We start from the raw sequence: 14,813 nt of genomic DNA on the forward strand, positions 1-14,813 counted from the left end.
TAATCATCCTGCTGCCAGGGTTGAGGATAGATTTATCTGGCAGCTTTTGGAGGTCGTAATGTCTATTGATTCCACTTCTTTTATCGTTCAACGCAATGGTCAAACGGTGACGCTGAACGAGTTAACCCCACTGGCTTTTGCTGGTTTTGCACATTTTACTGCTATGCAAGTGCGAGGAGGCAAAATACGCGGCCTTGATCTGCACCTTAAACGGTTACGGATGGCTTCGGAGGTGATGTTTGGTGTGGCTCTGCTCGACGAGCGCCTGTGTTTTTATTTGCGCACGGCACTAGCAAGTAGCCCGCTGGATGTTTCCTTAACGGTGACGCTGTATTTGCCTGCTGGGGAGTTTACCGTGGCGGCGGCGGGGGCTGAACCTGATGTGTTGATCCGCACCGGGCCAGCATCACAGGGGCCAGCAGGGCCATTAGCGTTGGCGGTGGTTGAGTATGAACGCGTCCTGCCAGAAATAAAGCACGTGGGCGAAGTGGGCAAAACCCATTTTCTTCGCCAAGCGGTGGCACAAGGTGACGACGATGCCGTATTTATTGATCGCTTTGGGCGGCTAAGCGAAGCAACCATCTGGAATCTGGCTTTTTGGGATGGGGCTTCGGTGGTATGGCCAGAGGCGAAAATGCTGGGGGGAACAACGATGAATATTGTGCGCCGGCAGTTAGCGCGCCTTGATATTCCACAGCGGGTGCAGGAAATCACGCTGGCTGATTTGCCCAGCATGGCGGGATGTGTGGTCATGAATTCATGGACGCCGGGAATCGCAGTCAAGCGTATCGGTTCTGTGATGATTCCAGAAGCCCCCGAGTTTCTTGCGTTGCTTCACCGTGCTTATCAGGCGGAAATACTCAGTCAGCCATAAGAAGGCCCTCACCATCACATGCAGGTGGCCGGATATTTCAGTCGCCTGCATGATGACAAAAACTCCCCTTATTTATCAATTATATCCTTTCTTAAATCCAAAGCTCATCTTTCATTCGCGCATCGCAGTGCCTGGTTACATATGGCTAACTGACTGTCAGTTAGCCATATGCGCGTATCCGGTAAGTGGTTACCAGCCACATATACCGGTGAGCCTGATTTTTGCCTCATTTGTTAGATCCATGTCATGTTTCTGTTACTTGGCCATTATAAAACACATGTTTCGCTTGTTTGGGTTTAAAAATTTCAATAATCTAAATTATGAAATAAAAATTTAGAATGAGTGTGATTTGATTGATAATACATTTCATTTTTTATTTCAATACATTGTTTTATATTAGTTTTAAGATATCAGTAAAACGTTTCAAACCCCCTTGAGTATGGTGATAAACGACACAATTTACCGTTTCAAGGAGCTAACTATGGGCGGTTTGTTGTTTGAATGTAAAAAATATTTTTCATTAACGGCCAAATCAACAAACCTCTTCATTCTAACGATTAAAGGGTACAGAACATGAAGCTGAAGAAATTGATCGTCACCTCGGTATTGATGTGTATGTTGCCAGTCAGTGTCTTTGCCAAAGACATCAAAATCGGCGTATCAATGGCGCATTTTGATGACAACTTCCTCACCATTTTGCGCCAGGCCATGCAAAAAAAAATGAAAGAAGATGGCAACGTCAGTGGTCAGTTTGAAGATGCTAAAGGTGATATCGCTCAACAGATCCAGCAGGTGGAAAACTTCGTCAGCCAGGGTGTTGATGCCATTATCCTCAATCCGGTAGATACCCAAGGGGTGAAGCCGATGATCAAACTGGCGGAAAACGCCAAAATCCCACTGGTGTTCGTCAACCGCCGCCCTGAGGCCACGTTGCCCGCCGGGATGGCCTATGTAGGTTCCGATTCTAAGCTGGCCGGAAAGCTACAAATGGAAGAACTGATCAAACAGATGAACGGCAAAGGTAACGTTATGATCCTGTTGGGTGAGCTTTCCAGCGAAGCAACCCGCGACCGTACTCGCGGCGTAGAGGAAGTGGTGGCCCAGTATCCAGGGGTTCATATCATTGATAAACAAACGGCCAAGTTTTTCCGCAAAGAAGCGGTGGATGTGACCACGGATTGGATACTTTCCGGCCAGCAGATTGATGTGATTGTTTCCAATAACGATGAAATGGCGATTGGCGCTATTTTGGCGCTGAAACAGGCGAAGAAAACCGGTGTGTTGGTGGCCGGGATTGATGGCACCCCGGACGCATTGGAATTTATCAAGAAAGGCGATCTTAGCCTCAGCATCTTCCAGGATGCCAAAGGCCAGGGCGAGGGGGCAGTACAAACCGCCATCCAACTGGTGAAGGGTGAAAAAGTGGAGAGCAGTGTGATGATCCCTTATCAGTTGATCACTCAGGCCAACTACCAGCAATTTGCTGATAACAAGTAAGTTTTAGGCCGTACCCCGCTCTGGTGTGGGTAACAACCCGATATCAAATACCCTTGGCACGCCAGATTTATGGCGGGGCATGGCCTTAACGTTTCATTTGCAGCAGTAAATCCGGTATCGGCATGTTGAGGAACGGTCAGGATAAACGCGATCAATGCCAAAACAGCCATAAAACGGCCGGTATGGGCAGCCAACACCTGCTACTTGGAAGATGAAGGGTATGATTGTGGAGGTTATCAGGATGTATCCTTATGTACTTGAAGCTGAGGGCATCAGTAAGCAGTTCCCCGGCGTTAAAGCGTTGGATAAAGTTTCCATTAAAATTAAGCCGGGTAGCGTGCATGCGTTAATGGGTGAAAACGGTGCCGGTAAATCGACGCTGATGAAATGTTTGATTGGTATTTATCACCCAGATGCGGGGGTTATTAAAATAAAAGGCCAGCCGGTGGCGTTCAGCGACACATTGGAAGCTCTGCATTCAGGGATTTCGATGATTCATCAGGAGCTGAATCTGGTGCCGCATATGACGGTGGCAGAAAATATTTGGCTGGGTCGTGAACCGGCTTGGCTGGGTTTTGTGAATCACGATGAACTTAATCAGAAAACTCACGAACTATTACTGCGGCTCAATATTAAATTACAACCGGGGGAGCTGGTAGGGGATTTAAGTATTGCCAACCAACAGATGGTGGAAATTGCCAAGGCTGTTTCTTATAACGCTGATGTGTTAATCATGGATGAGCCCACTTCGGCATTAACCGAAGGAGAAGTGGTTCATCTATTTGCCATTATTCGCGAACTGCGTGAACAGGGTAAAGGGATTATTTATATCAGCCATAAGATGGATGAAATCTTTGCGATTACCGATGAGGTGAGTATTTTTCGCGATGGCACTTTTATTGCCAGTGATAAAACTGAAAATCTGACCAAACAATCGCTGATCGCCATGATGGTTGGCCGTGAATTAACCCAGATGTTCCCCAAATTCAATAATAATATCGGCGAAGAGGTGTTGCGTGTTGAAGGGTTGCGCCGTGCAGGCTGGTTTCACGATATCACCTTCAATCTGAAACGTGGTGAGATCCTGGGCGTTGCCGGGCTGGTGGGGGCTGGCCGCAGTGAAGTAATGGAAAGCCTGTTTGGTATGCACCCGGCAGAGGGGGGGAAAATATTGATTGAAGGCCAAGTGGTGAAGATCGATTCACCGTCAAAAGCTATTGATCAAGGGTTGGCCTTTCTCACCGAAGATCGTAAAAAATCCGGGCTGTTTCTGGTGTTATCGGTTGTGGAAAATATGAGCATTGTGAACCTCTCCGAATATATCGGCAAAAACGGCTTTGTCAGCCATGTGCAAATGGCCAAAGACTGCATGGAACAGATTAAAAAGCTCAATATTAAAACCCCCACCATGGATCAGATTATTAATAATCTTAGCGGTGGTAATCAGCAAAAAGTATTAATTGCCCGTTGGTTATTAGCTCAGCCGAAAATATTAATCCTCGATGAGCCAACGCGCGGTATTGACGTTGGAGCCAAGGCAGAAATATATCGCTTAATCAGCGAGCTGGCGAACCGTGGCGTGGCTATTATCTTGGTTTCGTCAGAACTGCCAGAAATCCTTGGAATGAGCGATCGCATTATGGTGATGCATGATGGACGAGTTACCGGAATTCTGGATAAAGATGAAGCAGATCAGGAAAAAATTATGGCACTGGCCTCGGAATAACGCAAAGGTGAATCACAATGAATAACGTAAAATTGGAAGAATCTCTTGCCGTGGTGCAACCGAATAAAACCACGCTGTTTTCCGGCCTGAGCGGCAAAATGCCAAAAGATACCGGTATTTTCATCGTGATGATCGGTATTGCCCTGATTTTTGAAATACTTGGTTGGGTAGTGCGCGATCAGTCATTCCTGATGAACCCCAACCGGTTACTGCTGATCATATTGCAGGTGGCTATTATCGGTATCATTGCGGTGGGGGTAACCCAGGTCATTATCACGACGGGTATCGATCTTTCTTCCGGCTCGCTCATCGCTTTAACGGCGGTGGTGGCCGCCAGCCTGGCGCAAACCTCAGACAGCATTTCACCCATGTATCCAGGCTTGCTCGATCTGCCCGCCGCCATTCCGATCGGTGCCGGGATCGGTGTAGGGATCCTTTGTGGGTTTATTAATGGATTCTTGATCACCCGTACCGGTATTCCCCCTTTTATTGCAACATTGGGAATGATGGTTTCGGCGCGTGGGTTGGCACAGTATTACACACAAGGGAACCCGGTCAGCTTTCTGTCAGACGGATTTACTGCGATTGGGCAGGGCGCCATGCCAGTGATCATTTTCCTGGTGATTGCCGTGGTTTTTCATATTGCCCTGAAGCATACCCGTTACGGTAAATATGTGTATGCCATTGGCGGCAATATGACTTCGGCCAAAGTTTCCGGCATCAACGTGAATAAATACCTGGTCACGGTCTATACCATTGCTGGGGGATTGGCAGGTTTGGCTGGCGTAGTGCTGGCAGCGCGGGTCAGCAGCGGGCAGTCAAGCATGGGGGTTGCTTATGAGCTGGATGCCATTGCCGCTGCCGTTATCGGTGGCAGCAGCCTGATGGGAGGCGTGGGGCGCATTACCGGTACATTGATTGGTGCGGTGATCCTCGGCCTGATTAAAAGTGGCTTCACCTTTATTGGCGTAGACTCCTATATTCAAGACATCATCAAAGGCATCATCATTGTGGCCGCAGTGGCTATTGATATGCGGCGTAATCGCAAGAAAGCCTAATAGGCTTATCTGGCCACCGGTTTCACGCCGGTGGCTGAATGAATTTAGGCTTCAGTATGATGAATACGCCGTGCCTGCACGTAGCGTGTTTTCCAATATTGATTATCCAGCCTTGAGACAGTGACGCCAACTTTGCTGGAGGCATGAACGAATTTCCCTTCCCCAATGTACACGCCGACGTGGCGTTCCCGAGCTGAGGTTTTGAAAAACACCAGATCGCCAGTATTTAAATTTTCTTTGGCGACTTTAGCACCCAGTTTCATCTGTTCCTGAGAGCTTCTTGGCAGATTGAGGTCAAATTCATCGGCAAAAATACGTTGCATATAGGCTGAGCAATCAATGCCTTTGCGTGTACTACCGCCAAGTTTATAGCGTACTCCTTCCCACTCATCATAATGTGTCAGGATTTTGTTAAGTCTCTGCGTGTCGTTATGGCCTGATTGAGCAGAAGCTGAATTAAAAAAATCCTGCTGAGTTGTGGTACTGGTACTTGCTGAAGCAGATAACGTGTATAAAAAGGGTAAAACCGTAATAAATGAAAACAAACTCTTTAGCATGGTAACGTCTGGAATAAAAAGAGAAATATACCCCTCTACATAAAGTTAAAGCGATAAGGAGTGGCTTGGTTATTTGGGCTTATCCTGAACCCCATCTTTGCGGGGCAACTGCTTGCAACTTGAAGTATGACGAGCGCGACAATCCTGGGCTGAGCTCACATTTGGCGTGAAGACCCCTAATGAAGCGCGTACTCTACACAAAGATAGCTCAAAAATAAACCAATAAATGGTTATTTTTTACCCTTTAATTGTTATTAATTTGTAATTAATTGGTGTGGTTAAATCAATTGATATGTTAATTAATAGTTTTTTTGTTTAAAATCAAATGATTATTATAATCACCTTAATGTTTTAGATGCTAAGAAAAATCTTGGCAATTATATATATTAATAATATGTCTTATCATTTTATCTTTGTTTGTTTATGTTATTTACCATAAGTATTTTTCCCCTTAATAACTTATATTATATTTATGGAATTAATGGTTAAATAAAACAAGCCTCAGGTTGAGGTTTTATTTTACCAAGATAAAATTATGCCTTGACAGACAATAGCTGAAATTTTATAGTTCGTACAACTTACAGGGATATTGCTTAAATTACTTCCTTAATGTCTTTTACTATTCTAATAATAAATAGTTCTATCTTTTTTTATTTGTATATTTTCAAATTATTCGGGCGAAGCTAAGGTGTATGTGGCTTGAAATAAGGGCTATAAACTACATGGAGAAGTATGATATGAAACTTAAATTAGTATTGTCGCTAGTTGCCGTTGGTTTTGCGATGAATGCCTCTGCCAAAACTGCCGTAAGTGGGTACGAATGGGCAGATAATAACTTGAACAGCTGCGTGAGCATGCTGCAATCGCCTACCGTATCAGCAAAAAATAAAGATGTGCTGATTGTTCCTGGCGGGACCTGTACTCTTTCTGTGAATGCGGCAGAAAAAGCAGTGATTATTGATAATGCTTCCATTCAAGCTAACGAAAAAGAGTTGGCAAGCCTGCTGAAAAAAGTTCAACCTTATCTTGATAATGGTTTTGATAATACAGGCATGAAGTTATGGTCAGCATACTATTCGCTGGATCAAGACAACCAGAAAATCATTCAGGTTAATCAGGTTCGTACAGGTAAAATCGCTATTGTTAAACCTTACCTCAAATAAGTATCAAGCATAACTTATATCCTGTTTGACTCAGGTTGCAGGTAAACTACCATACCGGCACTTGGGTAGGTAGAGTATTACTGAAAGAGAACGAAAATATGGGCACACATTTTGTTCTCTTTTATTGTATTAATCAGGTGTGTTTATAGTTAATCAGCCAATCTTCACGCCGCAGTTGAATATGAAGGTGTGGGCAACCGTAATGTATTCGCGTTTCAGCAATTTCACGTAGTGCAGGGTACACGGGGTTGGTTTCTGTCTGCTTCAGGGCAAAAGCTATTTATATCTTTGATATAATAATTTTTTATGGGAATCAGGCCTATTTGTCAGCAAATGAAAGACCAGCCCGGTTTAGCGTGGAACTGTTTTTCGGAAGAAGGTCAGAGATAAACAAGTTAATAAAACCATGAGTTAATTGCGTTTACTTTCTTGAATAAACAGCACTGTCCAATCAATTAATTTCAACTCATTGATTTTTATTTATATTTTATATAAAACTTATTGTTTGTATTGATAATTTTTTTTCTAATCCTTATCATTTGCTTAATAGGAATAAACTTGAACTTTTAATGCGATTGCATAAGATCCGTTTCTTGACAGCTAATGACTACGAGCTTATATTTTGAAAGTGATTTTTATATTGTCTTTTTTTAACGGTGTTCCTGGCTATTAAAATAAAATTTTTAATAGCGTTATTGCTGTACCATATACTCAGATAATTCAAGCGTAGCCAATAGGCATATAACTTGAAGCATGACGAGTATAAAATCACATGGAGAGTTATGATATGAAAATGAAGTTAGCATTATCGTTAGTTGCCATTAGTTTTGCTATGAATGCCTCTGCCAAAAGTGCCGTAAGTGGGTATGAATGGGCGGATCATAACTTGAACAGCTGCATCAGCATGCTGCAATCGCCTACAATGTCAGCAAAACATAAAGATGTGCTGGTTGTTCCTGATGGTACCTGTACTCTTTCTGTGAATGCGGCAGAAAAAGCAATGGCTATTGATAATGCTTCTATGCAAGCCAACGAAAAAGAGTTGGCAAGCCTGATGAAAAAAATCCAACCTTATCTTGATAATGGTTTTGATAATACGGGTATGAAGCTGTGGTCAGCATACTATATACTGGAGCAAGACAACCAGAAGATCATTCAGGTTAATCAGGCGCGTACAAGTAAAATCGCTATTGTCAAACCTTACCTCAAGTAAGCATTTAGCATAATTTATATTTTCACTGATTCGTATTGCAGGCAACCTATCGCACAGGCAATTTGAAACAGGTGAAATATCACTGAAAGAGAACGAAAATGTAGGTATAGTTTTCGTTCCTTTTTCATATTAACCTTATTTTAGCTGCAAGCAGGTGGGAATAAAGTGGCAAATTGCTCAAAGGATGTGGAGTGAAAGCGCTATTTATTACACTTATGCTTCTCAGTTTTCCGGTACTTGCTGCGGCGCCTAAGCTTGTCAATCTCATTTTTGAGCTGGAACCGCAGGGGAAAATCCCTTTCAGCGTCATCGATGATGATGGCTGTATCGCTAATACTGCACTGCAAAAGATCGCCAGCCTGAAAAATCTTGTTGCCAGGCAGCGCAGTTGCACTACGTTCACGGAACTGAGTGACGCAGGGTTTGGCGTCACCCAATTTAGCCAGTTAAATCTGGTGGTTATTCAAAAAATTCAGGAAGAAAGTCAGCTTAATGAGATTGACGAGGGCATTGATGCTGCATTCCTCAACTATGAATTAGATAGGGCGGATGAAGATAACGATCGCCAGCATAGTGTCAGAGAATATTACCAGCTCGACTCCGGGGTTAATTTGCACGGCTGGATGCTCAGGCACAGTGGTCATTATGATAAACAAGATGGGCAACAAGGCTGGCTTAACGATTCGCTGGCGGTGAGCCGCAATCTTCTGTCGATGGGCTCGGTCTTAAAGCTGGGTGATGGTAATGGTAGCAGCGATATTTTTAGCAGTAACCCGCGCACGGGGGTAGCGATATATAGCGATGACCGCCTCTTACCAAAAGGTAAACGCCCGGTCATGGGGAATATCCAAGGGGTAGCTCGCACGGCGGCTGAGGTGACAATTCAGCAAGGTGACCGTATTTTGCTGAGAAAACGTGTTAAACCGGGCCAATTCAGCTTCAAGGATGTAGAAGTGGCCGACTATGAAAACCTGCTGATGATGATGGTACGGGAATCTGACGGCACGATAACGGTGACGACAATCCCTTTGTTGGTTTTGCCAACGATCACCGCAGAGGGTAATACCAAATATGATTTCTTTGTTGGGAAAACCCGGCCCGAACTTTGGGAAACCGCTACTAGCAAACCTTATTCGCAGCTAACGGCTGTCTATGGTTTAACTAAAACAACCTCTGCCTATGGCGGTTATCTCTACGGTAATAACTATTTCTCCGGTGCGTTAGGGGCTGGCTTCAATTTACGCCAGGCTGGGTTACTGTCTGTTGATTATAAAGGGGTACGTTATCGTAACAACCGTGATGAAGACAAATACGGCGATGCAATTAAAGCGCGCTATGCGGTTGGCGGGCTGAGTGGAAACCTGACAACGAATATTCAGGGGAGTTACTACCCGAACAGTAAATACCTTTCGCTGACAGAATACCAGGAGACACAGACAGAAGATCCTGAGTATCCTTTTATGTCCGAGATGTATGCCAAGCGCAAATATCAACTGGAAGTTAACTTGCAGTATAACCTGCCTAAAGGCTCGCTATTCAGCTCTCTATCGAACAGTTGGGATCGCGATCAGAGTAGAATGACGACATTTAATACCGGGCTTACCTTGTTGCACAAGGGCGTCAGCTATTCAGCGTTTGTTATGTATATGAAGGGCAGTAGTTATAGTGAGAACCGGATCGTCAATCTTAATGTTGGTATCCCGCTCAATATTTTTGAAAATAATAACCTCAGGTTACAGCCTGGCTTGAATTCCAACAACGGTGAGATAACCAAATCTGTGATGGTTTCCGGTTCATCACTGCGTGATTCGAGCTTGAGTTATAACGGCAGTTTTGATGAGCGCTACGACCAGACATCGGTTTTCGCCAATTATCAATACAGTGCCGGTGATACCACATTGCGCTATCTGCATGCCCCTGATAAAGAGCGAATAAACTACAACCAGACCGGCAGTGTGGTTCTGCATTCCAAAGGGGTGACGTTAGGGCAACGCGTTGGCGATACCTTTGGCATTGTTTGCATTGAACAGTCACCAGGGATTGGGATCATCAACCAGATTGGCTTAACGACCAATAGCCAAGGATGCGCGGTGGTAAGTAATTTCGCTGCCTACAACAACAACCGGGTTGCCATTGATCCAGTGACTCTGCCTGCGGGTAAAATGATTGCCAATGATGAAGATATTTACCCTGCGGATGGGGCCGTGGTATTGAGAAAATATCAACTCAAGGATATTCCACAACTTTAACCTCTGGATTTGAAGTGAGCGAATATTGATCGCTCACCAGGGCGTTTCCCCCCGTAGCGTCACCCTGATGGGAACGGCCTTCCAGCCTAAACCGCGAAGAATTGCATCACCTGTTGGTTGAACAGCTCCGGGCAAGCCACATTCGAGATATGTGAGGTTGGTAACACCGCCAGTGTCACATTGGGAGCGTTGGCGGCCAGCCATTGGGCGTCTGCCACGGTGGTGACCGGATCGTGTTCCCCGGCGATGACCAGCATCGGGGCTGACATATAAGGCACTGCATCACGCAGATCGGCTTGCGCCAGTGCTTCGCAGCAGGCGGCGTAACCCGCCGCATCGCCCCGAGCTAACTGTTCTGTCAGCGCGGTGACCAGTGGCTGTTGATCGCGCTGGAAATCTTCGGTAAACCAACGCGCTGGAGAGGTTGCGGCGATGGGGGCCAATCCTTCCTGGCGCACCTGCTGCGCGCGTTGCTGCCAGCCAGCCTCATTGCCAATGCGCGCAGCGGTGTTAGCCACCGCCAGTTTATGGAAACGCTGTGGGTGATAACGGTTGAGCCATAACCCGGTCAGCCCACCCATGGAGATACCGCAGAAATAAGCGCGTTCAACATCCAGTTTATCAAGCAAGGCGATCACGTCCTGGCCCAGGATCTCAAGCGTCAGCGGAGCCTCCGGCAGCGGCGTGGCACCGTGTCCGCGCTGGTTATAGCGCAGCACGCGGTATTGTTGGGCCAAAGCCGCCATCTGCGGTTGCCACAATTCAAAGGTAGTGCCCAGCGAATTGGACAGCACCAGCAAAGGGGCTTCACTCGGCCCATCCAGGCGATAATCGATACTCATCTCATACTCTCTCAATAATCAGGGCGATACCTTGGCCGACGCCGATACACATGGTACACAAACCATAACGGCCCCCGGTTTTTTGCAGTTGCCAGGCAGCATTCATCACCAATCTACCACCGGATGCGCCCAGTGGGTGACCAAGAGCAATCGCACCGCCGTTCGGGTTAACCTGCGGCGCGTCGTCTGCCAGCCCCAGCTCGCGGGTGACCGCCAGTGCTTGCGCGGCAAAGGCTTCGTTCAGCTCGATCACCGCCATCTGTTCCAATCTCAGCCCGGCCAGCTTCAACACTTTCCGCACCGCTTGTGCCGGGCCAAAGCCCATAATACTGGGTTCGATGCCGGTCACGGCGCTGGCGACAATCCGCGCCAGCGGTTGCAGGCCATGCTGTTGCATGCCCTGTTCACTGGCCAGCAGCAGAGCGCAAGCGCCATCGTTAAGGCCAGACGCGTTGCCCGCGGTTATGCTTCCCTGTGGGTTAACCACCGGTTTCAGTTTCTCCAACGCTTGTAACGTGGTGGCTCTGGGGTGCTCGTCCTGAGTGAACCGCAGCGCTTCCCCTTTTTTCTGCGGGATGCTGACTTCTGTTAACTGGTTAACGAAAAATCCGCTCTCCTGGGCAGCGGCGGTGCGCTGTTGGCTGCGCAGGGCGAAGGCATCCTGATCGCGGCGATTGATACCAAACTTCAACGCGACGTTTTCGGCAGTTTGTGGCATAGATTCCACGCCGTACAGCGCTTTCATTTGTGGGTTGATAAAGCGCCAGCCCATGGTGGTATCTTCTAACTGCATGGTACGGCTGAAAGCACTTTCCGCTTTGCCCATTACAAAGGGGGCGCGTGACATGCTTTCCACACCACCGGCGATCATCAAATGGTTTTCGCCGGTTCTAATGGTGCGTGCCGCCATCGCTACGGCGTCCAGGCTGGAACCGCACAGGCGGTTAACGGTGCAGCCGGGTACGGAAGTGGGTAAACCTGCCAGCAGCAGCGCCATACGCGCCACATTACGGTTATCCTCACCGGCCTGATTGGCACAACCCAGCAGCACATCGTCCAGTGCGCTCCAATCCAGTGCGAGGTGGCGTTGTTGCAGAACCTTAAGCGGCAGGGCGGCCAGATCGTCGGCGCGGATGGTTGCCAGGCTGCCGTTGAGCTTGCCAAACGGGGTACGAACGGCGTCACATAAATACGCTGAATTCATGCTGTGTCTCTCCAGACTAAAGGTCAAAACTCAGTTCGACCGGGGTAATGTCTTGCAGTTGCCGTGGGGTTAAATCGCCAAAAATTTCGCGCACCACCAGGCCCTGAGCCGTGACGTCGATCACCGCCAGATCGCTGTAGATACGTTCGATACAACCGATTCCGGTCAAAGGGTAGGTGCATTCTTTGACGATTTTGCATTCCCCTTTTTTGGTCAGATGCTCGGTCATCACAAACACCTGCCGAGCGCCGATAGCCAAATCCATCGCGCCGCCCACCGCTGGGATGGCACCTGGAGCACCGGTGCTCCAATTGGCCAGATCGCCACGTTCAGAAACCTGATACGCCCCCAATACGCAGATATCCAAATGCCCGCCACGCATCATGGCAAAGGAATCACCATGGTGAAAAAAGCAGCCGCCGGGCAGCAGGGTAACCGGCTGCTTGCCCGCATTGATCAGCTCAGGATCTTCTTCTCCGGCGGCCGGTGCTGGGCCCATACCGAGAATACCGTTCTCACTGTGCAGAAAAATCTCTTTATCGGCAGGCAGATAGTTGGCGATCTGGGTCGGAATACCAATCCCCAGATTGACGTAAGCACCTTCTGGGATGTCGCGCGCAATCCGTTCGGCTAGCTGCGCATGAGTGAGTTTTGACATAAACATTCCTTAAGCCGAAAGCTGCTGAGGGGAAACGGGGTTGATGACCAGGCGCTGCACGAAGATCCCTGGCGTAATCACGGTTTCTGGATCTAATTCACCCAGTGAAACCTGCTGGTTAACTTCGGCAATCGTGCAGGCTGCCGCCATCGCCATAATCGGGCCGAAGTTGCGCCCGGTTTTGTTGTACACCAGGTTGCCCCAGCGATCGGCGCGTTCGGCCCTGATCAGAGCAAAGTCGGCTTTCAATGGCAGTTCGAACACGTATTGGCGGCCATCGATCTCGCGGGTTTCTTTATCGGTGGCCAGCAAAGTACCAAAACCCGTTGGGGTATAAATTCCCCCTAATCCAGAACCGCCGGCTTGAATGCGGGCGGCCAGATTGCCCTGTGGGATCAATTCCAATTCCAGTTCGCCACGTCGGTAGAGATCGTCAAACACCCATGAATCTGACTGGCGTGGAAACGAGCAAATCACCTTACGCACGCAGCCAGCTTTCAGCAGTGCCGCCAGCCCAAAATCACCGTTGCCCGCATTGTTGCTGATCAGCGTCAGTTCACGTGGGCGGCGGCGCACCAGAGCATCCAGCAGGGCATAAGGTTGGCCTGCCGGGCCAAAACCCCCCACCATCAGGGTGGCGCCGTCTGGAATATCGGCTACGGCGTCGTCGGTGGAAGGCATGCTTTTGTTGATCATTTCTTCTCCTGAATATTTGGCGAGTCGCGTTGTTGACTGGTTTTTAACTTAGAGGATGAAAAATGAACCGACAAGTGCGAATATCAGAACATTGTGCGATTATCGGTTTGTTTGTTGTTTTGATGTTAATTTTGTGATGCAGGTAGACAATTTGGCATTTGCTGCAAGGCGTCACATTGTTGCGGATGGTTAGGCGTATAATGCAATGATTAATATAGATAATTGGAGCTGATGATGAGTGATAAACCGGAATTTGCTACCGGAGAGTTGCAGCGGTTGCAGGAAATCAGTGAATTGGCTAACGACAAATACAAGGGCGATCCGAATTTTATGGCTTCGCTGGCGAGAGGGCTGGAAGTGTTACAGGCGTTCAAGCCGCAGTATTCGGAGATGTCAGTGTCGGAGATCGGGCAGATCACCGGGATCCCTCGTGCGGCGGTGCGCCGCTGTCTGTATACCTTGAAGGCGCTGGGGTTTGTGCATTGCCCGGATGGACGGCATTATCGCCTGTTGCCCCGCGTATTAACGCTGGGCCATGCCTATCTTTCTTCTTCAGAGCTGGCGAAGGCCGCGCAGAACTCACTGGATTATCTGAGTAAAGTGCTGAATGAATCCTGTTCGGTGGCCACGCTGGACGGTGACAGCATTCTGTATATCGCCCGAGCTTCGGTGAAACGCATCATGACCATCGATCTGGGCCGTGGTAGCCGGTTGCCTGCTTATGCGACCTCGATGGGGTTGGTGTTGCTCAGTGCGCTGGATAATCAGCAACTGGAAGAGTATTTATCGCGCGTCACACTGGAACCGTTGACCGGTTTTACCGTCACCAGCGCCGAGGCTTTGCGTGCCGAACTGGAACAGGTGCGCCGCCAGGGCTATGCGATCAACGATCAGCAATTGGAGATTGGCCTGCGCTCTATCGCCGTACCAATGTATTCACGCAAGGGCGGCGTGGTGGCAGCCATGAACGTGGGCGCCAACGCTGCGCAAGTTTCCGCAGCGGAACTGCGCGAAAGGGTATTACCCCAGTTGCAGCGTGCTGCGATGGAACTGGCGCTATTGCTATAGCTATAGCC

General features: G+C 48.0%; 13 protein-coding genes. 8 read left to right on the plus strand and 5 right to left on the minus strand.

Features of this window, described 5'->3' with window-relative positions; translation table 11 throughout:
• Positions 1 to 58 precede the first annotated feature (58 nt).
• From Z042_RS14295 to Z042_RS14310, 4 genes are all read left to right on the plus strand, one after another.
• Positions 59 to 874, plus strand: a complete 816-nt coding sequence (locus tag Z042_RS14295) for an aminotransferase class IV family protein (protein WP_024911005.1) — start codon at positions 59 to 61, stop codon at positions 872 to 874.
• A gap of 573 nt (positions 875 to 1,447) precedes the next feature.
• Positions 1,448 to 2,371: a sugar ABC transporter substrate-binding protein gene (locus Z042_RS14300; RefSeq protein WP_024911004.1), complete on the plus strand. Its 924-nt coding sequence runs from the start codon at positions 1,448 to 1,450 to the stop codon at positions 2,369 to 2,371.
• A gap of 241 nt (positions 2,372 to 2,612) precedes the next feature.
• The gene (locus Z042_RS14305) at positions 2,613 to 4,097 is read left to right on the plus strand and encodes a sugar ABC transporter ATP-binding protein (RefSeq protein WP_024911003.1); all 1,485 of its coding nucleotides are present in this window, start codon (positions 2,613 to 2,615) and stop codon (positions 4,095 to 4,097) included.
• A gap of 17 nt (positions 4,098 to 4,114) precedes the next feature.
• On the plus strand, positions 4,115 to 5,155 hold the full coding sequence (locus tag Z042_RS14310; protein ID WP_024911002.1) for an ABC transporter permease: 1,041 nt from the start codon (positions 4,115 to 4,117) through the stop codon (positions 5,153 to 5,155).
• A 44-nt stretch (positions 5,156 to 5,199) separates the two neighbouring features.
• Here the strand turns inward: Z042_RS14310 and Z042_RS14315 are convergent, their stop codons facing one another.
• Positions 5,200 to 5,712 (minus strand): NlpC/P60 family protein, encoded by a 513-nt coding sequence (locus tag Z042_RS14315; protein ID WP_024911001.1) that lies wholly within the window; start codon positions 5,710 to 5,712, stop codon positions 5,200 to 5,202.
• Between the two features lie 737 nt (positions 5,713 to 6,449).
• Between Z042_RS14315 and Z042_RS14320 the strand changes: the two genes are divergently transcribed.
• From Z042_RS14320 to Z042_RS14330, 3 genes are all read left to right on the plus strand, one after another.
• Complete coding sequence (locus Z042_RS14320) at positions 6,450 to 6,875, plus strand: hypothetical protein (RefSeq protein ID WP_024911000.1); 426 nt, start codon at positions 6,450 to 6,452, stop codon at positions 6,873 to 6,875.
• Positions 6,876 to 7,662: 787 nt separating this feature from the next.
• Entirely contained in the window at positions 7,663 to 8,088 is a 426-nt protein-coding gene (locus tag Z042_RS14325) for a hypothetical protein (protein ID WP_024910999.1), read from the plus strand.
• Between the two features lie 191 nt (positions 8,089 to 8,279).
• The gene (locus tag Z042_RS14330; protein ID WP_037405861.1) at positions 8,280 to 10,337 is read left to right on the plus strand and encodes a fimbria/pilus outer membrane usher protein; all 2,058 of its coding nucleotides are present in this window, start codon (positions 8,280 to 8,282) and stop codon (positions 10,335 to 10,337) included.
• An 86-nt stretch (positions 10,338 to 10,423) separates the two neighbouring features.
• Here Z042_RS14330 and pcaD read toward each other — a convergent pair whose 3' ends face one another.
• From pcaD to Z042_RS14350, 4 genes are read right to left on the minus strand one after another with little or no spacing between them, the layout of a single operon-like run.
• Entirely contained in the window at positions 10,424 to 11,179 is a 756-nt protein-coding gene (gene pcaD, locus Z042_RS14335; RefSeq protein ID WP_024910997.1) for a 3-oxoadipate enol-lactonase, read from the minus strand.
• 1 nt (position 11,180) lies between these two features.
• Complete coding sequence (gene pcaF, locus Z042_RS14340; protein ID WP_024910996.1) at positions 11,181 to 12,383, minus strand: 3-oxoadipyl-CoA thiolase; 1,203 nt, start codon at positions 12,381 to 12,383, stop codon at positions 11,181 to 11,183.
• Positions 12,384 to 12,399: 16 nt separating this feature from the next.
• On the minus strand, positions 12,400 to 13,041 hold the full coding sequence (locus Z042_RS14345; protein WP_037405857.1) for a 3-oxoacid CoA-transferase subunit B: 642 nt from the start codon (positions 13,039 to 13,041) through the stop codon (positions 12,400 to 12,402).
• Positions 13,042 to 13,050: 9 nt separating this feature from the next.
• The gene (locus Z042_RS14350) at positions 13,051 to 13,737 is read right to left on the minus strand and encodes a 3-oxoacid CoA-transferase subunit A (RefSeq protein WP_024910995.1); all 687 of its coding nucleotides are present in this window, start codon (positions 13,735 to 13,737) and stop codon (positions 13,051 to 13,053) included.
• Positions 13,738 to 13,971: 234 nt separating this feature from the next.
• Between Z042_RS14350 and Z042_RS14355 the strand changes: the two genes are divergently transcribed.
• Positions 13,972 to 14,805, plus strand: coding sequence for an IclR family transcriptional regulator domain-containing protein (locus Z042_RS14355; protein WP_024910994.1), 834 nt, complete (start codon positions 13,972 to 13,974; stop codon positions 14,803 to 14,805).
• The last annotated feature ends 8 nt before the right edge of the window (positions 14,806 to 14,813 follow it).

The organism is Chania multitudinisentens RB-25 (genome assembly GCF_000520015.2).
Taxonomy (GTDB): domain Bacteria; phylum Pseudomonadota; class Gammaproteobacteria; order Enterobacterales; family Enterobacteriaceae; genus Chania; species Chania multitudinisentens.

Coding starts and splice junctions, on each gene's coding strand:
- Z042_RS14295 (WP_024911005.1), top strand. CDS start 59: ATGTCTATTGATTCCACTTCTTTTATCGTTCAACGCAATGGTCAAACG.
- Z042_RS14300 (WP_024911004.1), top strand. CDS start 1,448: ATGAAGCTGAAGAAATTGATCGTCACCTCGGTATTGATGTGTATGTTG.
- Z042_RS14305 (WP_024911003.1), top strand. CDS start 2,613: ATGTATCCTTATGTACTTGAAGCTGAGGGCATCAGTAAGCAGTTCCCC.
- Z042_RS14310 (WP_024911002.1), top strand. CDS start 4,115: ATGAATAACGTAAAATTGGAAGAATCTCTTGCCGTGGTGCAACCGAAT.
- Z042_RS14315 (WP_024911001.1), bottom strand. CDS start 5,712: ATGCTAAAGAGTTTGTTTTCATTTATTACGGTTTTACCCTTTTTATAC.
- Z042_RS14320 (WP_024911000.1), top strand. CDS start 6,450: ATGAAACTTAAATTAGTATTGTCGCTAGTTGCCGTTGGTTTTGCGATG.
- Z042_RS14325 (WP_024910999.1), top strand. CDS start 7,663: ATGAAAATGAAGTTAGCATTATCGTTAGTTGCCATTAGTTTTGCTATG.
- pcaD (WP_024910997.1), bottom strand. CDS start 11,179: ATGAGTATCGATTATCGCCTGGATGGGCCGAGTGAAGCCCCTTTGCTG.
- pcaF (WP_024910996.1), bottom strand. CDS start 12,383: ATGAATTCAGCGTATTTATGTGACGCCGTTCGTACCCCGTTTGGCAAG.
- Z042_RS14345 (WP_037405857.1), bottom strand. CDS start 13,041: ATGTCAAAACTCACTCATGCGCAGCTAGCCGAACGGATTGCGCGCGAC.
- Z042_RS14350 (WP_024910995.1), bottom strand. CDS start 13,737: ATGATCAACAAAAGCATGCCTTCCACCGACGACGCCGTAGCCGATATT.
- Z042_RS14355 (WP_024910994.1), top strand. CDS start 13,972: ATGAGTGATAAACCGGAATTTGCTACCGGAGAGTTGCAGCGGTTGCAG.